General features: G+C 70.4%; 24 protein-coding genes. 11 read left to right on the plus strand and 13 right to left on the minus strand.

Annotated elements, in window-relative coordinates; all coding sequences use genetic code 11:
* Window positions 1-78: 78 nt before the first annotated feature.
* From Q343_RS14290 to Q343_RS0100200, 4 genes are all read left to right on the plus strand, one after another.
* Window positions 79-1,122, plus strand: coding sequence for an SH3 domain-containing protein (locus Q343_RS14290; protein WP_052366712.1), 1,044 nt, complete (start codon window positions 79-81; stop codon window positions 1,120-1,122).
* A gap of 178 nt (window positions 1,123-1,300) precedes the next feature.
* Window positions 1,301-2,923 (plus strand): sigma-70 family RNA polymerase sigma factor, encoded by a 1,623-nt coding sequence (locus Q343_RS0100190; RefSeq protein ID WP_155990572.1) that lies wholly within the window; start codon window positions 1,301-1,303, stop codon window positions 2,921-2,923.
* Between the two features lie 105 nt (window positions 2,924-3,028).
* Window positions 3,029-3,700, plus strand: coding sequence for a TetR/AcrR family transcriptional regulator (locus Q343_RS13650; RefSeq protein ID WP_052366713.1), 672 nt, complete (start codon window positions 3,029-3,031; stop codon window positions 3,698-3,700).
* A 10-nt stretch (window positions 3,701-3,710) separates the two neighbouring features.
* Complete coding sequence (locus tag Q343_RS0100200) at window positions 3,711-6,389, plus strand: MMPL family transporter (RefSeq protein ID WP_081829511.1); 2,679 nt, start codon at window positions 3,711-3,713, stop codon at window positions 6,387-6,389.
* Between the two features lie 109 nt (window positions 6,390-6,498).
* Here Q343_RS0100200 and Q343_RS0100205 read toward each other — a convergent pair whose 3' ends face one another.
* The gene (locus Q343_RS0100205) at window positions 6,499-7,005 is read right to left on the minus strand and encodes a hypothetical protein (RefSeq protein WP_155990573.1); all 507 of its coding nucleotides are present in this window, start codon (window positions 7,003-7,005) and stop codon (window positions 6,499-6,501) included.
* Between the two features lie 372 nt (window positions 7,006-7,377).
* Between Q343_RS0100205 and Q343_RS15005 the strand changes: the two genes are divergently transcribed.
* Window positions 7,378-7,542 (plus strand): hypothetical protein, encoded by a 165-nt coding sequence (locus Q343_RS15005; protein ID WP_155990574.1) that lies wholly within the window; start codon window positions 7,378-7,380, stop codon window positions 7,540-7,542.
* Between the two features lie 77 nt (window positions 7,543-7,619).
* Here the strand turns inward: Q343_RS15005 and arfB are convergent, their stop codons facing one another.
* Window positions 7,620-8,105 carry an alternative ribosome rescue aminoacyl-tRNA hydrolase ArfB gene (gene arfB / locus Q343_RS0100215; RefSeq protein ID WP_248616709.1) on the minus strand — a complete coding sequence of 162 codons (486 nt, stop codon included), beginning with the start codon at window positions 8,103-8,105 and terminating at the stop codon, window positions 7,620-7,622.
* Between the two features lie 169 nt (window positions 8,106-8,274).
* Here arfB and Q343_RS0100220 point away from each other — a divergent pair, with 169 nt between their 5' ends.
* Window positions 8,275-9,816: an FMN-binding glutamate synthase family protein gene (locus Q343_RS0100220; RefSeq protein ID WP_043109078.1), complete on the plus strand. Its 1,542-nt coding sequence runs from the start codon at window positions 8,275-8,277 to the stop codon at window positions 9,814-9,816.
* Complete coding sequence (locus Q343_RS0100225) at window positions 9,813-11,528, plus strand: thiamine pyrophosphate-dependent enzyme (protein WP_029251582.1); 1,716 nt, start codon at window positions 9,813-9,815, stop codon at window positions 11,526-11,528. The genes Q343_RS0100220 and Q343_RS0100225 overlap by 4 nt, the downstream gene beginning before the upstream one ends.
* A 40-nt stretch (window positions 11,529-11,568) precedes the next feature.
* On the opposite strand, the gene Q343_RS0100230 is transcribed toward Q343_RS0100225, so the two are convergent.
* Window positions 11,569-13,524 carry a cytochrome c biogenesis protein DipZ gene (locus tag Q343_RS0100230; RefSeq protein WP_029251583.1) on the minus strand — a complete coding sequence of 652 codons (1,956 nt, stop codon included), beginning with the start codon at window positions 13,522-13,524 and terminating at the stop codon, window positions 11,569-11,571.
* A gap of 40 nt (window positions 13,525-13,564) precedes the next feature.
* Window positions 13,565-14,194 (minus strand): hypothetical protein, encoded by a 630-nt coding sequence (locus Q343_RS0100235; RefSeq protein WP_029251584.1) that lies wholly within the window; start codon window positions 14,192-14,194, stop codon window positions 13,565-13,567.
* A 121-nt stretch (window positions 14,195-14,315) separates the two neighbouring features.
* Here Q343_RS0100235 and Q343_RS0100240 point away from each other — a divergent pair, with 121 nt between their 5' ends.
* On the plus strand, window positions 14,316-15,002 hold the full coding sequence (locus Q343_RS0100240; protein WP_029251585.1) for a fasciclin domain-containing protein: 687 nt from the start codon (window positions 14,316-14,318) through the stop codon (window positions 15,000-15,002).
* 76 nt (window positions 15,003-15,078) lie between these two features.
* Here Q343_RS0100240 and Q343_RS14720 read toward each other — a convergent pair whose 3' ends face one another.
* From Q343_RS14720 to Q343_RS0100270, 6 genes are all read right to left on the minus strand, one after another.
* Entirely contained in the window at window positions 15,079-15,216 is a 138-nt protein-coding gene (locus tag Q343_RS14720) for a hypothetical protein (RefSeq protein WP_428829329.1), read from the minus strand.
* 72 nt (window positions 15,217-15,288) lie between these two features.
* Window positions 15,289-15,555: a helix-turn-helix domain-containing protein gene (locus Q343_RS0100250; RefSeq protein WP_248616710.1), complete on the minus strand. Its 267-nt coding sequence runs from the start codon at window positions 15,553-15,555 to the stop codon at window positions 15,289-15,291.
* A gap of 144 nt (window positions 15,556-15,699) precedes the next feature.
* Window positions 15,700-16,101 (minus strand): VOC family protein, encoded by a 402-nt coding sequence (locus tag Q343_RS0100255; RefSeq protein ID WP_029251587.1) that lies wholly within the window; start codon window positions 16,099-16,101, stop codon window positions 15,700-15,702.
* Window positions 16,102-16,134: 33 nt separating this feature from the next.
* On the minus strand, window positions 16,135-16,980 hold the full coding sequence (locus Q343_RS0100260; RefSeq protein WP_029251588.1) for an anti-sigma factor: 846 nt from the start codon (window positions 16,978-16,980) through the stop codon (window positions 16,135-16,137).
* On the minus strand, window positions 16,973-17,548 hold the full coding sequence (locus Q343_RS0100265; RefSeq protein ID WP_029251589.1) for a sigma-70 family RNA polymerase sigma factor: 576 nt from the start codon (window positions 17,546-17,548) through the stop codon (window positions 16,973-16,975). Before Q343_RS0100265 ends, Q343_RS0100260 begins: the two co-directional genes overlap by 8 nt.
* A gap of 66 nt (window positions 17,549-17,614) precedes the next feature.
* Window positions 17,615-18,559, minus strand: coding sequence for an NAD(P)/FAD-dependent oxidoreductase (locus Q343_RS0100270; protein WP_029251590.1), 945 nt, complete (start codon window positions 18,557-18,559; stop codon window positions 17,615-17,617).
* Between Q343_RS0100270 and Q343_RS15010 the strand changes: the two genes are divergently transcribed.
* Window positions 18,558-18,707 (plus strand): hypothetical protein, encoded by a 150-nt coding sequence (locus tag Q343_RS15010; protein ID WP_155990575.1) that lies wholly within the window; start codon window positions 18,558-18,560, stop codon window positions 18,705-18,707. The genes Q343_RS0100270 and Q343_RS15010 overlap by 2 nt on opposite strands.
* A gap of 81 nt (window positions 18,708-18,788) precedes the next feature.
* Here Q343_RS15010 and Q343_RS0100280 read toward each other — a convergent pair whose 3' ends face one another.
* Window positions 18,789-19,610 (minus strand): class I SAM-dependent methyltransferase, encoded by an 822-nt coding sequence (locus Q343_RS0100280; RefSeq protein ID WP_029251591.1) that lies wholly within the window; start codon window positions 19,608-19,610, stop codon window positions 18,789-18,791.
* Window positions 19,611-19,658: 48 nt separating this feature from the next.
* On the opposite strand from Q343_RS0100280, the gene Q343_RS0100285 reads away from it, so the two are divergent.
* Together Q343_RS0100285 and Q343_RS0100290 are read left to right on the plus strand one after the other, a co-directional pair.
* Window positions 19,659-20,240, plus strand: coding sequence for a helix-turn-helix domain-containing protein (locus Q343_RS0100285; protein WP_029251592.1), 582 nt, complete (start codon window positions 19,659-19,661; stop codon window positions 20,238-20,240).
* Between the two features lie 65 nt (window positions 20,241-20,305).
* On the plus strand, window positions 20,306-20,767 hold the full coding sequence (locus Q343_RS0100290; protein WP_029251593.1) for a GyrI-like domain-containing protein: 462 nt from the start codon (window positions 20,306-20,308) through the stop codon (window positions 20,765-20,767).
* Window positions 20,768-20,782: 15 nt separating this feature from the next.
* Here Q343_RS0100290 and Q343_RS0100295 read toward each other — a convergent pair whose 3' ends face one another.
* Window positions 20,783-22,144, minus strand: a complete 1,362-nt coding sequence (locus tag Q343_RS0100295; RefSeq protein ID WP_029251594.1) for a permease prefix domain 1-containing protein — start codon at window positions 22,142-22,144, stop codon at window positions 20,783-20,785.
* Window positions 22,144-22,530: a PadR family transcriptional regulator gene (locus Q343_RS0100300; RefSeq protein ID WP_029251595.1), complete on the minus strand. Its 387-nt coding sequence runs from the start codon at window positions 22,528-22,530 to the stop codon at window positions 22,144-22,146. Before Q343_RS0100300 ends, Q343_RS0100295 begins: the two co-directional genes overlap by 1 nt.
* Window positions 22,531-22,570 lie beyond the last annotated feature (40 nt).

Raw genomic sequence — 22,570 nt, forward strand, 5'->3', positions numbered from 1 at the left:
AGAAACGTGTGACTTCGGGGCGGTAGACGCGTCTACGAACAGCGGCCATCTCCGGCCGCCTGTCTCGAGGAGGACGCGATGCCGCTCTGGCCCCGCAGCTCGACCACGTCCCGGCGGTCCTTGGCACGAGGTGTCGCCGCGTGGATCGGCGTCGGACTCGTGGTTGGTGGGTTTGCCGTGCCTGCAGCGGGCGCGGCACCTGCTGCACCCGCGGCGCCGACGGTCTCGCGCACGGCAGCGGCCGGCGACGTGGCGCGTGCGAGCTCGTCGACCGGGATGCGCTACGTCAACGCCGCGAGTCTGGTGTTTCGCTCCGGGCCGTCGACGCGGTACCCCGTGGTCGCGCGGGCGCCGCAGGGGAAGGCCGTCAAGCTGCTCGGAAAGTCTTCCGGCAGGTGGGTCTACGTGCAGGTCTACAACAAGAAGCGGTGGGTGTACTCGACGTACCTCTCGCACAAGCGGTACGTCGCGTCGTCCACCGGAATGCGGTTCGTCAACGCATCGTCCCTCAACTTCCGTTCGGGGCCCTCGACCGGGTACTCGGTGGTGACTCGAGCGCCGCAGGGAAAGGCCGTCAAGCTGCTCGGGAAGTCCTACGGTGGCTGGGTCTACGTCCAGGTGTACGGGAAGAAGCGGTGGGTATACGCGAAGTACCTGGCGACGAAGCGCTACATCTCGACGTCGCGCACGCGGCAGTGGTTCTCGAACGGCAGGCTCCCGGCAAGTGCGTTGTGCACCGTCGGGTGGCGGTGGCGGTCGACGGAGAAGATCTCGTGCAAGGCGAACAAGGACCTGACGCGGCTCAACAGTGCCTTCAGGGACCGCTTCGGCTCGAACATCCCGGTCGACGACGGGTACCGCACGTATGCCCAGCAGGTCGACGTCCGTGAGGAGTACGGCTACTGGGCCGCCGTCCCCGGGACGTCGAACCACGGCTGGGGCGCTGCGATCGACCTGCCGGACTATCGGTTCCACGGGGCCACGGGCGCTCGGTACACCTTTGGCGCGACGCGCTACGAGTGGCTCAAGAAGAACGGGCCGAAGTACGGCTGGGTGAATCCGGCCTGGGCGCAGAAGTACGGCTCGAAGCCGGAGCCCTGGCACTTCGAGTACGTCTGGTGAGATCGGTCACCCCTGGATTGTGTGTTGTGTCGACTGTGCGGCGGTTCTGAGGTGAACACCGTGTGGAGGTCGGAGGTGAGCGGCCGAGGCTGCGCTGACGACGAGATTCGGTCGCACTTTCCATCGTTACTGTGGTCCTAAGTATCAGGGTGCGACGGACGGCAGAGACGCGGAGACCATGAGCGAGCTGACTGATCACGGATGGGAAGCCCTCACCGCACGGTGGTGGGTGGAGCACGCTTCGTCCGTCCGGCGCTCCGTGATGACGCGGGTCGGCGGTCGGTACACCGACGACGCGACGTCGAGAGCGATGGAGAAGATGATCGCGCGCCTCCGGTCGGGCGTCGAGATCATCTCGCCGCGGTCCTACTGGACCCGCGCGGCGATCAACGAGGCCGTCTCGATGTCGCGCGCCGACGTGAGGATGGACCTCAGGGAGCACGGCGACCTGCCCGAGCAACCGCCCACCCCGGTGGTGGCCGCACGCGAAGGGTTTGATCCCCAGCAAGAGCTCGACCGCACGGCGAACATCGAGATCATGCGGGAGGCGATCGGCAGTCTCCGAGACCAGGACCGGGAGCTCCTGCTCGCCCGCCACGTCGAGGACCGCTCGATCGAGGAGATCGCCACGGCCGACGACGTCGCGCGCCATACCGTGACCGTTCGGCTGGGTCGTGCGGAGGACGCGCTGGCGGACGCCTTTGCCGCCGCGCACGCCGCCAACGCGGACGACGAGACATGCCGGGCGGTGCGGAAGAAGATCCGGCGCTACGTCCGCGGGACGTTGACACCGTCGACCGCGGCGCGCGTCGAGAAGCACCTGGACGAGTGCGCCTCGTGCTCCCTGGCGTACCTGGACATCCGCGACGCCGTGAGGTCGCTCCGTGCCTCGGGACCGCTTGTCTTCGCCCTGTTCGTCGCGGGCGGGGCGGGGCTCGGTGCGCCGGGTGGTGCGGACCTGGTCTCGGCGTCCGACGGTGCCGGCGCGCGTGCTCGTCGAGCGCCGCACAGGGCGGGGATCGTCGGTTCCGTGGCTGCCGTTGCGGCGCTCGCCGTCGGGGCGCTCGCGATCTCTCCCGACCAGGACCAGCCGACAGCTGGGTCGGTACCGGTGGACGTGGTCGAGGGCACCGGGCGGAACGGCCCGGCCGACGAGCCGTCCCCGCCGGCGGTCGAGCCTGTCGAGACCCCGCCCGCGGCGGTCGAGCCTGTGGGCTTGCAGGTCGAGCCTGTCGAGACCCCGCCTACGGTGGTCGAGCCGGTCGAGACCCCGCCTACGGGGGTCGAGTCTGTCGAGACTCTGCCTACGGGGGTCGAGCTTGTCGAGACTCTGCCTACGGGGGTCGAGCTTGTCGAGACTCTGCCTACGGGGGTCGAGCTTGTCGAGACTCCGCCTACGGGGGTCGAGCTTGTCGAGACCCCGGCGCCGGCCGTCGACCCGCCCGTCGAACCTGAACCGGCCGCGCCTTTGCCCGAGCCTGAACCCGAACCTGTCGAGCCTGCGCCCGAACCGGTGGAGCCTCTCCCGGTGGACCCGGAGCCGGGCGTGCCCGACGCGATCGTCGCGACCGAGTCGATCTCCACCGACGACCTCCGGACCAAGCTCTACGTCTACGCCGACGACGGGTGGGAGATCGCCGGAGTGGCGGCCTCGGTCGACGCGTCGTTGATCGCGCTGGGGCGGACGTCGTTCTACGTCGCGATTCCGCCGGACTCGGGCGACGTGGTCCTGGAGATCACGTTCCGTCGCCCTGAGGGCGGTGGGCCGGATCCGTCGTACCGAATCGCTCGGATCGAGTAGAGATCCTCTCGCGCTTCCTGATCGCGAGCACGTACCGCCGTCGGGGTGCACGTCACACCCCGACCTGGTTGCACTCAGTGCATACGTGCACCTAGTGTCATCGAGGTGACCGTGCCCAGCATCGACCGTCGTGCAGCCGCCAAGGCGCGCACCCGGCGTGCCATCGTCGACGCGGCCTCCACGCTGATGGATCGGACCCAGGGCGTCGACTTCTCCGTCGACGAGCTCGCGGCCGAGGCGGACGTCGCCAGACGGACCGTCTTCAACCACTTCGACTCCCTCGACGACGTCGTCGCCGCCGTCGGGAGCGCAGGGTTCTCCGGCATCCTCGACGCGTTGCGCGACAAGCCTGTCGTGTCCGGCGAGGACGTCGCCGCCGACCTCGCTGGCGCTATCCGCCGGACCGACCTCATCGACCCGCTGGTCAGCCTCAGCCGAGGGTTCGGTCTGCTCCGGGCCGTCGACACGGGCGTCGACCGGGCCTGCATGCTCGACGCCGTCCACCCGGACATCCCGCACCGTCCGGCGATGCTCCTGCTCCGCTCCCTCGCCGAGGTCAGCGAGCTGCTCGTCGCCGAGCTCTCGGAGCGGCATCCCGGCAGCGACGCGATCGCGGTCGAGCTCTCCGTGTCCCGCCAGGTCTCCGAGCTCGTCGTCCTCCACAAGTACTGGCTCGCCGCGACCGGTGCCGCTGACGACCAGGCCTCCGCCGAGACCTGGTCAGACCTCCTTTCCCGCCTCGACACCCCGACCGTCGCCTCGGCGACCACTGACTGAAAGGTCTCTCATGGCAGAGCTCCTCTACCGCCTCGGCCGCTACGCGGCCCACCACGTGCGCGTGGTGATCGCGGCCTGGGTCGCGATCCTCGCGGTCGCCGGCGTCGGCTACAGCGTCGGCGCGGGCACGCTGTCCGACAGCTTCAGCATTCCCGGGACCCCCACCCAGGAGGTCACCGACCAGCTCGCCGAGGTCATGCCCGACCTCGCGGGCGGCACCGGGACCGTCGTCCTCACGACGTCGGACGACGAGCCGTTCACGGACGAGCAGATCGCCGACCTCTCCGAGGCGTTCACCGAGGTGACGGACGTCGACGGCGTGGAGGCCGTGGTCGACCCGTTCACGACGGAGGCGGAGCGCGACGCGCAGACCGCCGAGCTCGAGGACGGGCAGCAGCAGATCGAGGACGGTCGCGCCCAGATCGAGGACGGTCGTGCCCAGATCGAGGCCGGCCAGCAGCAGATCGACGAGGCCCGGGCCGAGCTCGAGGCGGGGCAGGAACAGCTCGACGCTGCACGTGAGCAGGCCGAGGCAGCAGGCCTCGCCGAGGCGTCGGCCCCGCAGCTGAATGCTCAGCAGGAGCAGATCGACGCAGGACTCGCCGAGCTCGAGACGCAGCAGGCCGCGCTCGACGAGCAGTCGGCCGAGCTCGAGGCGGGTGCCGAGGAGCTCGAGGAGCAGGCCGCGCAGGCCGAGGACGGTGCCGCTCTCCTCGACCTCGCCTCCGGGATCCAGGTCGTCTCCGACGACGGCGCCACCGCCGTCGCGACGGTCTCGTTCACCGAGGACCTTCTTGACGTCTCCCAGGAGACCAAGGACGGCGTCATCGACACCCTCACCGAGGAGGTCGGCGCGATCGACGGCGTGGAGGTCGACTTCGGCGCCGACATCGCCACGGAGACGCCCCAGATCATCGGCCCCGGTGAGATCGCCGGTCTGATCGTCGCCGCGATCGTCCTCGTCGTGATGCTCGGAACCTTCATCGGCGCCGGACTGCCGCTGCTGACCGCCCTGATCGGCGTCGGGATCGCGACGCTCGGCGCGCTGTCGTTCTCGAGCATCGTGCAGATGTCGTCCGTGACCCCCGTGCTCGGCCTGATGCTGGGGCTCGCGGTGGGGATCGACTACGCGCTGTTCATCATCAACCGGCACCGACGGCAGCTCAAGGAGGGCTACGCCGTCGACGAGTCGGTCGCGCTCGCCAACGGCACCTCCGGCAACGCCGTCGTCTTCGCGGGCAGCACCGTGATGATCGCGCTCCTCGCGCTCAACGTCACCGGAATCCCGTTCCTGGGCCTCATGGGAACGGTCGCCGCAGGTGCCGTGCTGATCGCCGTGCTCGTCGCGATCACGCTCACCCCGGCGCTGCTCTCCCTCGTCGGCATGCGGATCCTCTCCCGCAAGGAGCGCGCCGTCCTCGAGGCCGAGCACCCGCAGGCGGGGGCCGAGGGCGACCACGCGACATCGCACATCGCACCCAAGCGGGAGAAGCCGATCAAGCCGATCGGGACGTGGGCCGCCGTCGGACGTGTCCTCATCGGTGTCGCCGTGCTGCTCGTCGTCGCGATCCCGTCGCTCGACCTGCGGATCAACCTCCCCGACGGCGCGTCCGCGGAGCCGGGCACCACGAGCTACAAGTCGTACCAGACCATCTCCGAGGAGTTCGGCCCCGGCGTCAACGGGCCGCTGCTCGTCGTCGCCGAGCTGCCCGAGGCGATCTCCGAGGACGAGGCCGTCGCCACCGAGGTCGAGATCGGCGAGACGATCGCCGCCGTCGACGACGTCGAGGCCCTCGCCCCGGTCGGCCTCTCCGACGACGGGACCGTCATCGCGTTCCAGGTGATCCCGACGGGCGGCCCGACCGACGAGTCGACCGAGGCGCTCGTGCACGAGCTGCGCGGGCTCTCACCGCTCGACGACGGCACCGAGATCGGCGTCGCCGGCTCCGCCAGCGGCAACATCGACATCTCCGAGAAGCTGTCGGACGCCCTCCCGCTCTACCTGGGCGTCGTCGTCGGACTCTCCCTGATCATCCTGATCCTGGTGTTCCGCTCGATCCTGGTGCCGCTGATCGCCACCGGTGGGTTCGTGCTCTCGTACTACGCCGCGCTCGGTGGCGTCGTCGCGATCTACCAGTGGGGCTGGCTCGGCGGCGTCTTCAACGTCGACAACCCCGGGCCGGTGCTGAACTTCCTGCCGACGATCCTCGTCGGCGTGCTGTTCGGCCTCGCCATGGACTACCAGCTGTTCCTCGGCTCCGGCATGCGCGAGGCCTACGCCCACGGAGCGCCCGCCAAGGTCGCCGTGGCCCAGGGCTTCCGCGCCGGACGGTCCGTGGTCACGGCCGCCGCGATCATCATGATCTCGGTGTTCGGCGGGTTCATCTTCGCCGAGGACGCCATGATCCGGCCGATCGGGTTCGCGCTCGCGTTCGGTGTGCTCGTCGACGCGTTCGTCGTGCGGATGTGGATCATCCCGGCTCTCATGACGCTGCTCGGCGACGCCGCGTGGTGGCTGCCGAAGTGGCTCGACAAGATCCTGCCCGACGTCGACGTCGAGGGGGCTGCGCTGGAGCGCAAGCACCCGCACGTCGACCCGGCCGACGGGGTCTCGACGGGCTCGACCGACACGACGCCCGTCGAGCCGGTCGAGACGGACGAGTCTGTCGAGGCGGACGAGCCGAAGTAGCGCGGTCGGCCCCGCTGTCCGTCGAGCCTGTCGAGACGCTGGTTGAGCCTGTCGAAGCCGGTCTCGACAGGCTCGACCGACGCTGGTTGAGCTGGTCGAAACCGGACTGCTACTGGTCCGCGCTCACCAGTTCGTCGAGCGTGGCCTCGAGGGCGTCACCACCTACATCACTGTCGGTCAATCCCGTCAGTTCGGAACTCCGGGCGGTGGCCTTGGAACCCGAGTAGTCCATCACTCCGTTGTCGCCGCTCACCGGTACCCAGAAGTCGCTGACGATCTCGATTCCGGGCGCATCTCCAGGCTCGAGATGGTCGAGCCACCGGACGAGTTGCTGCCCGGGCTCGATCGCCGACAACGGTTCGCTGCTCTCGATTCGATCAGTGTCGAGCCAAGCGACGACGATCTCCGGGGGAATTTCTCCGCGAATCACTTCGTCGACTCGTGCGTCGTAGAACCGCATCGGGGTTCCGACGGCGCTCCCTCCATCGTCGACCTCAGGTTCTCCCCCGTCGTCAAGATCGGTGCCGACGGACTTGCCGATCGTCACCACAACCGTGGCGTCGGAGGCCTGATCGAGTTCCAGAACTGTGTCGTAGGTTGCGTAGTCAAACTCCATGGTGACCGGCTCGGGTGACTGGGTACACCCGCTCACCATCAGAATTGAACTGGCGGCAACTGTCGCACTCCAGCTAGTTCGCATAAGAATCGCCTCTCGATTTCTAGCACTTCGCTCGGACGCCGCGAACATCGTCAGCCCAGGGCGCTGACCCGCTGCAGCCAAACTTGGTTGAACCTTGCATCATTGCGGCTCGGGTCCGACAGGTTCCGGGCATGTGGTCGAGCCCATAGGCGTGACCGAGTTCATGGATAGCGATTAGCTCTTTCTGCGCAGAACTGAGGTTGGACATGGTTCGTGTGTTGAATTGTAGATTCGCCTCGTTGTCGAGCAGGCGCCTCGACCACAGCCAGGTTCGCATTGCGTGAACAAATGAGCCTCTGGAATTCTGCGCAGACGATAGCAGCCGATATCTTCGAGACGGTCCTGGCGTTGATGTCAGGGTGTTCTCTACGCGTCGTAGAAATCGTGCTGGCGGGCGACGAGGAGTTGACGACCGCCAGCAGGGTCTCGACAGGCTCGACGGACGCTGGTTGAGCTTGTCGAAACCGGTCTCGACAGGCTCGACCGCCGCTGGTTGAGCTTGTCGAAACCGGTCTCGGCCTGTGCGTCGCCTAGTCGTCGCGCCGTGGCTTCTTCGACCGCAGGCTCTTGGTCGCCGAGCGCTGCTTCTTGGCGGTCAGGCGGCGCTCCTTCGACCCGCGCGTCGGTTTCGTCGCGCGTCGGGTGCGGGGCGGAGGCGCGAGGGCGCCCGCGACGGTCGCGGCCATCCGGTCCCGGGCGGCCGCCCGGTTGCGCAGCTGTTCGCGGTGCTCCTGCGCTGCGACCGTGAGGGTCGTGCCGACGAGCCGACCCGCAAGACGCTCCAGGATCCGTTCGCGCTGGCCCGCGGTCAGGACTGCCGAGGCCCCGACGTCCCACGACAGCTCGGCGCGCGAGTCCGTGGTGTTCACGCCCTGACCGCCGGGGCCGGAGGAGCGCGAGAATCGCCACGACAGCTCGGCGTCGGGGATGGTCAGCGAGCCGTTGACCCGCAGCCCTGCCGAGCCGACCATCGCCGCCCACCTCCGCTCCGTCGTCGTGCCATCACTGCCGGGCATCGTCGTGACGATACCCGGCCCGGGCGTGCTCGTGACGGAGTGCGGCTCGGCTCTTCACCCACGACGTTCCCGCTGCACCTGCGAACGGTGCGTTCCAGGCGCACAATCGCAGCGATGCCCGGGAGCACGGCCGGGCGCCGCCGTCGGACGACGAGGAGATGACGCACGGATGGCACTGCGGAACGCAGGACGCTGGGGAGTCGGAGCCGTAGGGGCTGGGGTCGCGGCGCTCGCGACGTGGGACCTTCTGCAGAAGAAGCACACGATCCTGCGCCGATATCCGGTGGTGGGCCACCTCCGCTACCTCATGGAGGACATCCGGCCGGAGCTCCAGCAGTACTTCATCGAGCGGGACTGGGACGGGCGCCCGTACAGCCGGGATACTCGCGCGCTGATCTACGAGCGGGCCAAAGGCGTCGACGAGGAGAAGCCCTACGGCACCGAGCTGGACGTCAACCGGATCGGGCACGAGCACCTCGTGCACTCGACGACGCCGCTCGAGGCGCCGCTCGAGGCGCCGGACGAGCCGTCGCGCGTCATGGTCGGCGGCCCCGACTGCAGCCGGCCCTACTCGATGGCACTCCTGAACGTCTCGGCGATGAGCTTCGGCGCTCTCTCCGCGAACGCGATCCGCGCACTCAACAAAGGTGCGGCGCTCGGCGGGTTCGCGCATGACACCGGCGAGGGCGGGCTCTCGCCGTACCACCTGGAGCACGGGGGAGACATCGTCTGGGAGATCGGCACCGGGTACTTCGGTGCACGGACCGACGACGGCGACTTCGACCCGGAGATGTTCCGCGAGACCGCGTCGAAGGACCAGGTCAAGACGGTCTCGCTCAAGCTCAGCCAGGGGGCCAAGCCCGGTGTCGGAGGCGTGCTTCCCGGCGCCAAGGTGACGCAGGAGATCGCCGACACACGCCGCGTCCCGGTCGGGGTCAAGTGTGTGAGCCCGCCGAGCCACAAGGTCTTCTCCACCCCGACCGAGCTGATCGAGTTCGTCGCCCGTATGCGAGAGCTCGCCGGCGGCAAGCCTGCCGGGTTCAAGCTCTGCGTCGGCTCCCGCGTCGACGTGCTCGCGATCTGCAAGGCGATCACCGAGGTGGGCACGGCCCCTGACTTCATCATCGTGGACGGCTCCGAAGGGGGGACGGGTGCCGCGCCTCTCGAGTTCGAGGACCACGTCGGCATGTCTCTGACCGAGGGCCTGATGACTGTCCACAACGCCCTGGTCGGTGCGGGGCTGCGGGACACGATCCGCATCGGGGCGAGTGGAAAGGTCGCGGGCGCCGGCGACCTGGTGAAGCGGCTGACCCAGGGCGCCGACTACACCAACGCCGCCCGCGCCATGATGATGGCGGCGGGCTGCATACAGGCCCAGCGGTGCCACACCGACAAGTGCCCGAGCGGCGTCGCGACCCAGAACGCTCGCCGTGCCCGGGCCCTCGACGTCGAGGACAAGAGCGAGCGTGTGCACCGGTACCAGCGCGCCACGGTCGACGAGGCGATGCGGCTGATGGCGGCGATGGGGGTGCGTGACCCCGCGGAGCTCACCCCCGCGCACCTGCGACGCAACGAGTCGACCACCGAGACCCGCTCGTACGCCGAGATCTACGAGTGGCTCGCGCCCGGCGAGCTGCTCGACCAACCACCGTCGACGTGGGCACGAGACTGGGCGCTCGCGTCACCCGACCACTTTGGAGGAGCCCGATGACGACAGTCGCGACGCACGTGGTGACGGCGCTCGCCGACCATGGGGTGCGGCAGATCTGGGGAGTCGTGGGCGACGCGCTGAACCCCTTCACCGATGCGATCCGTGAGGACGAGCGCGTCGAGTGGATCGGGGTGCGGCACGAGGAGGCGGCCGCGTTCGCGGTCAGCGCGCAGTCGCAGCTCACCGGGACGATCGGTGTCTGCATGGGCACGGTCGGCCCCGGGTCGATCCACCTGCTGAACGGTCTCTACGACGCGAAGAAGTCGCACGCCCCAGTCCTCGCGATCTGTGGGCAGGTGCCCAGTCAGGAGATCGGGACCGACTTCTTCCAGGAGGTCGACAACGACGCGCTGTTCTCCGACGTCGCGGTCTGGTCCGGGACGATGACCTCGCCCGAGCAGCTCCCGCACCTGCTGGAGCAGGCTGTGAATGCCGCGTACAGCGGCCGCGGGGTCGCCGTGCTGACCGTCCCGGGTGACGTCGGCGGGCTGACGACAGATGCAACAGCGACGCGGTTCGCACCGCCGTCGGCGCTCGCGGCCGCGCCGGAGGAGCAGATCAGCCGTGCCGCCGACGTGTTGAACGAGGCCGAGAAGATCACCCTCCTCGTCGGCTGCGGGGCCCGCGACGCCCGCGACCAGGTCGTCGCGCTCGCCGACACCCTCGCGTCGCCGGCCGTCGTCACGCTCAAGGCCAAGGAGGGCCTGGAGGCGGACAACCCGTACGCCGTCGGACAGTCGGGACTGATCGGCAATCCGGCTGCCGCCCACGCGATGGACTCTTGCGACGTCCGCGTCATGGTCGGGACCGACTTCCCGTACCGCGACTGGTACCCGACGGGCAAGACCGTGGTCCAGCTCGACGTCCGCGCCGAGCACGTCGGGCGCCGCACCCAGGTCGACCACGCCCTCGTCGGGGATGCCGGCCGGACCCTCGACGCGCTCCTACCGCGACTTCATCGCCACGAGGACCGCGGGCACCTGGAGCATGCGGTCGACGAGTACGCGTCCTGGATGAACCGCCAGCAAAGACTCCTCGATCCGCACCACGACCAGACGCTTCTCGGCAAGGTCCGCGCCGTCTTCGACAACCCCGACGACCGCATTCGCCCGGAGGCCGTCGCTGCGGCGGTGGACCTTGCGGCGCCGGCGGACGCGATCTTCACCAGCGACACCGGTATGTCGACGACGTGGCTCGCCCGGTACGTCGAGATGCGCGGCACGCGACGTCTGGTCGGCTCGTACAACCTGGGGTCGATGGCGAACGCGATGCCGATGGCGCTCGGTGCCCAGGCTCTGGACCGGGACCGGACGGTCGTCGCGTTCGCCGGCGACGGTGGCCTGATGATGCTCCTCGGGGATCTGCGGACCGCCGTCACCTACCGGCTCCCGGTCGTCGTCGTGGTCTTCGACAACTCGAGCCTGGGGATGGTGAGGCTCGAGCAGGAGCAGGGTGGGCTGCCACGGTTCGGGACAGGCCTGGACAACCCTGATCTCGCCGCCGTCGCCTCGGCCCTCGGTCTCACGGCGCGCCGGGTGACGGACCCGGCCACGCTGACCGACGACGTCGCGTGGGCGTTCGACCAGGACGTGCCGGTCCTGCTCGACATCGTCACGAACCCCGACGAGATCTCCGTCCCCCCGAAGCCGACCCTCTCTCAGGGGTGGGGGTTCGCCATCGCGAAGTCGAAGGAGATCCTGGAGAGCCACTAGGTGGGACCGGGTCCCGGGGCACGGACCCACCCGCGACGGTCTACCCGAAGGTGAACGTGTAGACCGTCGCGCCGGCCGGGACCTCGAGCTCGACGACTCCCTCGCTCGCTCCGTCGCCGCGCAGGACGTCGTAGAGGGTCGGATTGCCCGAGACGTCGATCTCGCGCGTGGTCGTCTCGCCGTCGGACGTGACCTGCGCCGTGACGGTGCCCTCCCCGCCCAGGACGGCGAACACGTTCGTGGACCGGTAGGCCAGGCGCACGCGGGCGTCGTCGGACACCGCCGTCGCGCCCTGGAAGTCGACGTCCCACGTCCCGCCGAGGGAGAACGTGTCCTGCGGCTGGTCGGCCGTGAGCTCGTAGTCCACCTCGCCGTTGTCGTAGTCGGGGCGGCCCGAGTAGTTGAACACCTTGTTGAGCGCGAAGTACGTCTCGGGCGTGGTCTCGTCGACGGGGGTGGCGTCGACGACGTCCGTGGCGGGCGGGAGCTCGACGCCGGGGTTCGCGTCCTGCAGCAGCGTGCGGATGTGCTGCTCGGTGGTCTCGTACCCGCCCTCGCCGAACTTGATGTGGCGGACGGTGCCGTCGGCGTCGATCAGGTACTCGGCCGGCCAGTAGCGGTTCCGGTACGTCGTCCAGGTCGAGTACGCGTTGTCCTGCGCGATCGGGTAGTCGACCCCGAGGTCCTTGGCGCCCTCGATGACGTTGCGGGTCTCGCGCTCGAACGCGAACTCCGGCGTGTGGACGCCGATCACCTGGAGCCCGTAGTCCTCGTACCTGTCGTACCAGGCGGCGACGTTGGGGATGGCGCGCTGGCAGTTGATGCAGGAGTACGTCCAGAAGTCGAGGAGCACGACGTCGCCCCGCAGGTCCTCGAGCGCGACGGGAGAGTTGTCCGGGGTGTTGAGCCACTGGGTGATGCCCGAGAGCTCCGGTGCGGTCCCGCAGTCCTCGAGCTCCGTCGCCCCGTTGGTGCAGTTGGCGAGCTCGCGGTTCTCGTCCGTGACGATGCCGCCGAGGTCCAGGGCCTCGCGGACCTGCTCGTTGTCGTCCACCTGCTGCTGGAGCGCGCCGGTGTAGTCGGGCAGTGCCCGCTGGAGCTGTGCCGGGAGGTCGAGCGCCAGGGCGCCCGCGAGGGCGATCATCACGACACCACCCGTGATCCGGATGCCGCGCTGGTGGCGACGGAAGCTCTTGACCCGCTCGGCGACGCGGCGGCCGGCGAGCGCGAAGATCAGCAGCGGGATCGCGGCGCCGACGGCGAAGCTGAGCGTGAGGGCGACGGTGCCGGGGCCGATGTTGCCCGTCGCGCCCGCCACCGTGATCGCCGCCAGCACCGGGCCGGCGCACGGCACGTAGAGCACCCCGAGCCCGAGGCCGAGCAGGAACGCCCCGCGGTCCGGGTTCGAGCGGCCGCTCGCCCGACGTGAACCGAGGGCCGCGATCTTCTGGAACGGCTTCTCAAGGATCTCCTCGAAGCGCGGCACGATCATGCCGACACCGATGGCCGTCAGCAGCGCGATGCCGATCCACCGCAGCAGGTCCTGCGGTAGCCCGAGCGCCGTCAGGAGCAGCGAGCCGAGCAGCGTGAAGACGCTGAAGCTCAGCACCAGGCCGAGGATCACGAGGTAGGGGCGCCAGGAACGGCGCGTGGTCTCGGCGGTCGAGCTCGTCGAGACCCGGTCAGTGGTCTCGACAGGCTCGACCATCGAGCTGGCGGTCGAGCTCGTCGAGACCCGTCCGGTGGTCTCGACAGGCTCGACCAGCGTGGTCGTCGAGCCTGTCGAGACGCGCCCGGTCACGACCTTGCCGCCGGCTCCGATCCGCACGGCGGTGGGTGCCCCGGTGAAGGGGTTCTTCTCGGCGGGGGCGTCGCCGTCGGGTCGCGCCCCCTGGACGCCTCCCGCGAAGAAGATCACGGGCAGCATCGGCAGGATGCACGGCGAGATCCCGGTGATGAGGCCGCCCAGCAGGCCGATGACGATGAGGGTTTCCATGCCTGGTGTTCGGCACGGCGGGCCCCGCGGATGGGTCCGGTCAGTCCGTAGCGGTCGTGACGGTCGTGACGAGCCGCGTGATGCACGGCCGCGGCGGGCTCGAGCCGAACCCGAAGCGGACCGGGGGCACGACGTCGCGCATCTCGCCCAGGTCCGCGCCGTCCCAGCTCGCGGTGATCGACCGGAGCACGCGGACGTCTGTCGCACCGTAGATCTCCGTGCGTCCGCCACCGGCACTGCCTCGCGTCCGGACGCCGCGGAGCAGCACCCGCGCGACGGGGTCGGTGACGCGGGAGAAGGCGGGGGAGGTGGCGAGCGGTGCGGGCACCAGCCGGAGCAGGTGCCCCAGTCCGGTGCGGCCCCCGATGGTCAGGGTCGCGGCCAGCGGCCCGCCCGCGACGACCAGGTGACCGTCGTGATCGTCGGATGCTGCGGCGTCGGACCGGACGGTCACCGGCGTGTGAACCACCTCGTCGAACGTGTACGTGGACGAGACGAACTCCGCGACGTGCACGGGTGCGAGCAAGGTCCGGTGTCCGTCGCCCTGCTCCACCATGGCGTCGGCGAACGCGCCGAACGGCGACTCCCACCAGTGCCCGAGCACCACGCGGGTGCCCGAGGCCGTCCCGAAGCCGGCGATCTGGCCGACAAACCGGTGCTCCGTCGTCATGAGTCCGAGTCTGCACCAGCTCGGGAAAGAAATCTTCGATCCGACCCATCCGGCCCTCGTCGGCCTCCGAACCATCGGTGAAACGCCCCGAAGACCGGGGCGACGACGACAGGAGAGACCGATGAACGTTCGCACCCGTACCGCCGCCGCCGGCTTTGCCACCTTCGCGCTGCTGGGCCTGGCCGCCTGTTCCTCCGACAGCGACAGCACCGCGTCCGAGGAGACCTCGATGACCGAGGAGGCCTCGCCGTCCGACGAGATGACCGAGGACATGGACGACTCGATGGACGAGGACTCCGGCACCATGGACCCGGCCGCCAACCTGGTCGGCGCCGGCTGCGAGGCCTACGCCGAGCAGGTTCCCGACGGCGAGGGGTCGATCACCGGCATGTCGACCGACCCGGTCGCCGTCGCCGCGTCGAACAACCCGCTGCTGACCACGCTCGTCTCCGCCGTGAGCGGTGAGCTCAACCCCGACGTCAACCTCGTCGACACGCTCAACGGTGGCGAGTTCACCGTGTTCGCGCCGGTCGACGACGCGTTCGCCGCCGTCGACGCCGAGACGATCGACACCCTCTCGACCGACGCCGACCTGCTGACGTCCGTGCTGACCTACCACGTCGTCCCGGGCCAGATCCTCCCTGACGACATCGCCGGCGAGCACGAGACCGTCGAGGGTGACACCGTCGAGGTCACCGGCTCCGGCGACGAGCTCATGGTCGACGACGCCAACGTCATCTGCGGCGGCGTCATGACCCAGAACGCGACCGTGTACCTCGTGGACTCGGTGCTGATGCCGACCATGTGACACGTCGTCCGACAGACGGCCCGGCCGCCGCATTCCCTCCAGGGTGCGGTGGCCGGGCTCTTTCGTGCGCGGGGACCTACGGGCGGCGGGCCTCCGGCTGCGGGCCCAAGAAGTACTCGACGAGCTCGAAAACGCTCGCCGGCCCGACGTGCTGCGCCAGGTAGGTCCTGCCGGGACGGAGGACCGCGGCGATCGCGTCCCACCACGGACTCACCAGGTGACGGCTCGTGACCAGGTCGAACGCGGCGTCGCCGAAAGGAGCGGGCCGAGATACACCTCGAACCAGTTACGCACGAGCCCGAGCCATGATCGTCTCGATGGTGTCGCCCTGCTCGTCCGGACTGAGGTCGACGAGAAGCCCGACGTTGTTCAGTGCCGCGAGGACGAGATCGATCCTCGCGGTCGGTGCGCCCTGCTCGGTGGAGATGAGCCACTGGCGCGAGACACCCGTGGCGTCAGCGAGCTCGGACTGGGTCATCTGTCGTGATCGGCGCGCCTCGCGGAGGAGTGCGCCCACGTCAACGGCGTTGCGGACGATCAGTAGGACTTCCATGTCAGCGATCGTTGACATTGTTCAGATTGTCAACGCCAAGTGACAATCCGCAGGTTGTCAGCGATGAGTGACATTCCGTCCGTGCGAGGACCGGCGAACGCCGGAGAATCTCCCGCCGCTCGCGAATCTCGGCAGCCGCGCTCGCTAGACCTGCGGCGCGCTCTCCGGGCGCGGCGGCTCGATCAGGTCCCACGGCGCGCCGTAGAGGTCCTCGAAGATCGCGACCGTGCCGTAGGGCTCGTGTCGCGGTTCCTCACGGAAGTGCACTCCGGCCGCCACCATCCGGGCGTGCTCGGCGGCGAAGTCGTCGGTGGTGAGGAAGAAGGCGACGTCCTCACCGGCCTGCCAGCCGCAGGGCGACCCGTCGGGCGCGAGCGCGAGGACGAAGCCCGTCCCGCCGCCGGGTGGCCCGACGACGAGGCGCCGCCACGCGCCGTCGGGCGAGGTCTCGTCCTGGACGACGACGAACCCGAGGGCGTCGGTGAAGAACTTCAGGGCCTCGTCCTGGTCGTGCACGAGGTAGGTCGCGTTCTGCACGGAGATCACGGGTCGACGGTATCCCGGCGACGGGTCGAGGACCTACGTGGCGAGCACGACGATCGGGTCGCTCGTCGGCTGGTCGGAGCCGCCGGCGGGCTCGAGCGTCATCGCGACGACCTGCCCGGCCGCGGCCTCGACGAACGCGGCGGAGGTGTCGCCCGAGGGGTCCTCGAGCAGGCCCGCCGAGCTGATGTCCTCGCCCGCGACGATCCACAGCTGGTAGTCGCTGTCCTCGCCCGCCTCAGGCAGACCGGATGCCGTGAAGAGCACGTCGTCACCCGCAACCAGGGCGCTCGCCTCGCCGCCGCCCGTGACAGGGCTTGTCACGAGCTCGGCGTCGGGGTCGGCGAGCATGTCGGCGATCCGCTCCGTCTGGGCCTCGAGCACCTGCCGCTGCTCGGACTGGTCGACGGCGACGTAGCTCGGGATCGCGATCGCGACGACCGCAGCGGCAGCTGCGGCCCAGGCGGGGAACCGGCGACGGCGGGCGCGGTCGAGGGGGACGACGTTCGGGTCGTCCTGGGTCTCGACAGGCTCGACCGGCGTCTCGACGGGCTCGACCGGCGTCTCGACCGGCTCGACCGGCGTCTCGGTGGGCTCGACCGGCGTTTCGGTGGTCGAGCTTGTCGAGACCACGTCCGGCGTCTCGACGGGCTCGACGTCCGGCACGAGCGACGTCGTCGCGCGCTCGATGACGCTGTCGCGCAGCGCGGCCGGGGGAGCGGTGTCGACGACGAATGCCGCGACGGTCTCGCGATACTCGTCGAGGGCGCGTCGGGCCTCCGGGTCGGAGTCGAGCAGGCGTTCGACCTGGCGGCGCTCGAGGTCGTCGACGGCGTCGAGGGCGTAGGCAGGCAGCAGGTCCCAGGCGTCGGTGTCAGCCACGGTTCACCCCCAGGCAGTCGCGCAGTCGGGTGAGTCCGTCGCGGATGCGGGACTTCACGGTGGGCAGTGCGGCACCGAGCTCGTCGGCGACCTCGCGGTAGCTGCGGTCGCCGTAGTAGGCCCGCACCACGGACTCGCGCTGCGTCTCGGTCAGCGTGTCCAGGCAGTCACGGACCGCGGACTGCTCGAGGCTCGTCTCCACCTCGTCGGCGACGACGTCGCGCTCGGCGGTCGCCGCGGTGAGGTCGAGGTCGCGCTGGTCCCGGTTTCGTCGGGACTGCTCGGAGCGCACGCGGTCGATCGCTCGGCGGCGCGTCATCGTGACGGCCCACGTCCGCGCGGAGGCACGGCTCGCGTCGAAGCGTGCTGCCTGCTGCCACATCTCGACCATCACCTCCTGCATCACCTCGGCCGCGTGGTCCCGGTCCTTCAGCACCGCGAGGGCGGCACCGAACACGGTCGGGGACAGCGCGTCGTACACCGGGCCGAAGGCATCGCGATCACCCGCGGCGCACGCCGCGATCGCGACGTCCACCGCGTCCGGATCGCTCGTCCTCACGCGTGGCACGGGCCCAGTCTGCCTCAGACTCGACATCTATGGTTCGACGCCGACACGGTCCCGGATGGGTGGCCGCTATCGGACCGGCAACCTCCGCGCCAGGACGGCACGCCGCGCCTCGGCGAGCATCAGGTCGGCGTGCAGACGCACCCCGGCGAGGACGCCCTCGGCGCTCGCGGTCGAGACCATCGCCATCGCGTTGCCGGAGTTCCCGGCGGCCCAGACGCCGTCGACCTCCGTCTGTCCTCCGGGCTGCGTCGGGATCGTGGTGCCGAAGGGTTCCTCGCGCATCGTGCCGCCGAGTGCCGTGTAGAGCTCGGGGCGCGCGACGAACCGTGGGGCGACGACGAGCGCGTCGACGTGCCGGCGGAACCCGTCGAGACCGAGGGACAGTCCGCCGTCTTGGCCCGCGACGTCGTGCACGCGCCCGTCGACCACCTCGATCCCCAGGGCGGCCCACTGGTCCCACGTGTCGTCGTCGGGCTCGGGCGCGGTGTGCAGGAAGACGGTCACGCGGCGCGTGAGTTCACGGAAGAGCAGCGCCTGGTGCGCGACGTTCTCGTTGGTGGCGAGGATGCCGACGTGCTGGTCACGGATCTCGTACCCGTGGCAGAACGGGCAGTGCAGGACGGTGGTTCCCCAGTGCTCCGCGAGCCCGGGGACGTCGGGAAGCTCGTCGACGAGGCCGGTGGCGAGGAGGATCCGGCGGGCTCGGACGGTCTCGCCGCCGTCGACGTCCACCTCGAACTCGTGCCCGACGCGGCGCGCCGACGTCACGGCCCCGTCGACGAGCCGGACGCCGTAGCTCTCGGCCTCCGCGCGCCCGTCGGCGAGGATCTCCCGCGGCGGCCGGCCCTCGTGGCCCAGCAGGTTGTGGGCACCGGCCGCGGGGGCGTTCCGCGGCTGCCCGGCGTCGATGACGACGACCGACCGGAGCGAGCGGCCCAGCGTGACGGCGGCGGAGAGTCCGGCGGGCCCGCCGCCGATGACGGCGACGTCGAACGGGTACTTCTCGGACATGGAGGCTCCTGGGGGTGGTGAGGGGTCGCTGGTCGAGCGTGTCGAGACCGAGTCGGCGATCTCGACAGGCTCGATCGGCGGGGTCTTGATCTCGACGGGCTCGATCGGCGGGGTCTTGATCTCGACGGGCTCGATCGGCGGGTCTTGATCTCGACGGGCTCGATCGGCGGGGTCTTGATCTCGACGGGCTCGATCGGCGGGGGGTTGTCGATCGGCGGGTGGGGCTCGATCAGCGGCGCGCGATCCAGACGGAGCGGGTGGCGCGGTAGTCGAGGTCGTCGCGGTGCCGCACCGACGCGGGGCCGTCGCCGAGGAGCTCGGCGAGGACGGCGGCGTCGGACGGGCTCAGCGGGGTGGCCACGCGGTCGGCGACGTGGGCGAGGAAGAGGTGCGCGAGGTGACGCGTCGCGTCCGTGTCGCTCGGGGTGATCGTGACCTGCTGCCGGGCGACGACGTCGTACCCGTGGTCGGCGAGGGTGGCGGTCCAGTCGGGGTGCGGGTCCATGTCGCCGGTGTCGATCGCGGCGTGCAGGCGCTCCTCGAGGCCCGGCTCGCCGAGTCCGAGGTCGTGCGGCAGGTAGCAGGGGTGGGCGTCCATCTCGACGAGGGCCACGACGCCGTCGGGCGTGAGGTGGTCCTTGAGCGTCCCGAGGAACGCGGCCGGCTCGCTGACGTGGTGCAGCGCCAGGGCCGACCAGACGACGTCGCCGGGCCCGACGCCGTCGGGCCAGCCCGCGTCGAGGTCCGCCGCGCAGAGGGTCAGTCGCCCGTCGAGCCCGGGCGAGGCCGCACGGATGCGGTCGAGCATGGCGGGCGAGGAGTCGACGGCGGTGACGTGGGCGTCGGGGAAGCGCGCGGCGAGCGCCCGCGTTCCCGTCCCGGTGCCGGCGCCGAGGTCGACCACGCTGCGCACGGGGTGCGGGGCGTGCTCGGCCACGAGGTCTGCGAGGTCGTCGAGGAGCGTCCCGGCGACGAGGGCGTCGGCGTCGAGCATCGCGATCATGTGTGCGTCGTCGACGGGGGACTCGGGGTGGTCGTGGTGGTGGTTCATGTGCTCAACGCTAGACCGAGATTGCCACGGGGGCATACACTCTTGCCTATGGAGCAAGAAGAAGACCTCGACGCCGTCGTCCGCCAGCGGATCCGCGCGCTGCGGCTCGCGCGGGGCTGGTCCCTCGACGCCCTCGCCGCGCGCTGCTTCCTCAGCCCGTCCAACCTGAGCCGGATCGAGACCGGCGGGCGCCGGATCGCCCTCGACCAGCTGGTGCCCATCGCGAAGGCGCTCGGCACCACGCTCGACCAGCTCGTCGAGCCGGTCGGCGACGCCGACGTCGTCATCCGGCCCGAGCCCGAGCACCGCCCCGGGGTGACCACGTGGCTGCTGTCCCGCGACCACCCGCAGACCGGCGTCCGCGTCGCGAAGATGCGGATCACGCCCGAGCGCGTCGAGCGGGAGAAGCCGGGGGTGCACCCCGGCCACGGCTGGTTCTGGGTGCTTTCCGGCACCGTCCGGCTACGCCTCGGTGAGCGTGAGCTGCTGGTCGGCCCCGGGCAGGCTGCCGAGTTCTCCACGATGGAGCCGCACGTCGTCTCGGCGCACGAGGGGCCCGTCGAGATCCTGACGATCTTCGACGAGGACGAGCCGGGGCACCTGCACGGGACGGGACCGACCACGCTCTGACGGCGCACGGCTCGTCGACCCACGACGTCGGGCGGTCTCGCCGAAGTGGTCCTACGTTGGACGGCATGGACATGGAGATCGTCGACCAGCCGGCCATCGTCGCCGCAGCCCGCCGCGCCGAGATCGCGATGAGCGAGATGCGTCCCTTCTTCGACACCGCGTACACCGCGGTCGCGAGCGCCGCCGGTGCCGGTGGCGGCACGATCAGCGGCCCGGCGATCGCGTGGTACTCGCGGATGCCGGCCGAGACGGCGGACGTCACCGCGGGCTTCCCCGTCGCCGGCCTCGAGGTGGGGCCGCTGGCGGACGACGTCGACGTCGTCGAGATCCCGGGCGGACGCTCGGCCGTCGCGACGGCGGTCGGTCCGTACGAGAAGCTGGGCGAGTCGTGGCAGGCGCTTGCGGAGTGGGCGGCGGCACAGGGGGAGACGCCGCGCGGCGACTTCGCCGAGCACTACGTCACGGAGCCCACCCCGGACGGGGACCCGGACAAGAACGTCACGCGTCTGATCCTCCCGCTCGTCTGAGCGACGTCGGGCGGGCTACGCCCAGCCGAAGACCGGCGGCAGGACGAGCGCCACGAGCGTCACCCAGACGGCGATGACGGGCAGGTAGTCCGTCTGCCACCGTTCCACCGCCCCGAACGGCCGTCGTCCGCGGACGAACCCGAGGCCCAGCCAGCCGGCGCGGGCGAGGTTGACCAGCAGCACGATGTTCAGGCCGAGGGCCGCGACCTTGTTGGGGCTCGCCCCGAACTCTGCGATCCGGCCCGCCATCGCCACGAGCATCAGCGCGTCGACGACCAGGGCGAGCGCCACGAGCAGCAGCTGCAGCCTGTCGAAGAGGCCGGGCGGGGTGTCCGGGCTGCGCGCCGAGAGGGCGTAGAGGATCAGCCCGAGGACGAGCACTAGCATGAGGTCGCCGAGGATCAGCAGCTCGCGCTCGACGTCGACGCCGGGCCGGGCGACGGCGACGGTCACGAGGAAGACGAGGAGGGCGATCGTCGTCAGCGGGGTGAACACGCGGGTCAGGACCGGCGCGATGTTCTCGATGACGTTCTGCTTCGCCTCGACCAGCCAGGCGGCGACCAGCACGGCGCCCGCCGCGCCGCACGGCACGACCCAGGCTCCGAGCACCGGGAACGGGTCGACGCCGATCGCGGTGAAGCCGAGCCCCGTCAGCCCGACGAGCGCTGCCCCGCCGAGCGCGATCAGCACGTAGTAGACGAACCACTCGCCCGTGAAGCGGATGAAGTCCATCCGGCGGGCGCCGGAGCGCCACTCGCCTCCGGTGTACGCGAGCCCGACGACGAACCAGAGCGCGATCGGCAGGTGGATGGTCATCAGCACCAACGAGGCGCTGTCCTGGGTCAGGGGGAAGAGGTTCGCGGCGAGGGCGGCGACCGCGAACGGGAGCACCAGCTGGACCCAGACCCGACGCGCCGGCATCGACCGGCTCCACGCGAACCAGGCGGCGAGGAACGGGAACACCAGGAGCGAGAGGTTCGGAAGGTAGAAGAGCGCGAGGGTGTCGCCGTCGACGTCGAACAGCGAGGGGATCTTCACGGCCAGCCCGGCCCCGACGGCGAGCGCCAGCACCAGGCCGAGGCCGCGTCGGCCTCGCCCGGGCGGGCCGTCGTCCTGCATCACCACGAGCTGCTTCCACAGGCGCTCGGCGTGCTCGCGGGCGAACTCGCGGGAGACGTCGTCGAGCGCACCCATGCGCCGGACGGCGACGAGGAACGCCTCGTCGGGGGAGAGCCCGGAGGCCTCGAGCTCCTCGACCAGGCCGCGCAGATGATCCTCGAGCTCGTCGACGTCCGTGCCGATGGCCTGGCGGCGCTCCGCGTGGGCGCGCCAGCGGGCGATCTGCTCGTCCAGGTCGAGATGCTCGACGGCGGCCATCAGGCGATCCCTGCTGCAGGTGCGGCCGGGCCCTGGGCAGGCGGTGTGGCGAGGCGCGCCGCGTCGTCCCAGACCCGCCCGAGCGCGGCGGTCACCATCTCCCACTGCTGGCGTCGGTCCGCGAGCGCCTCGAGCCCCGCGGGGGTGATCGCGTAGTGGCGGCGGCGGCGTCCCTGCGGCGAGATGCCCCACGACGACGTCACGAGGCCGAGTCGGTCGAGCCGGTGCAGGAGCGGGTAGAGCATGCCGTCGGTCCATGCCATGCGGCCGCCGGAGAGCTCGTCGACGCGGCGGAGGATGGCGTACCCGTAGGACTCGCCCTCGGCGAGGATCGCGAGGACGAGCGGGGTCGCGGAGGCGGCGACGAGGTCTTTGTCGACGTGCACGGTGGCTCCTGGTAGGTCGGTGGACACCTCGGGGTTCTAT

This window comes from Paraoerskovia marina DSM 21750 (assembly GCF_000701465.1).
Classification (GTDB): domain Bacteria; phylum Actinomycetota; class Actinomycetes; order Actinomycetales; family Cellulomonadaceae; genus Paraoerskovia; species Paraoerskovia marina.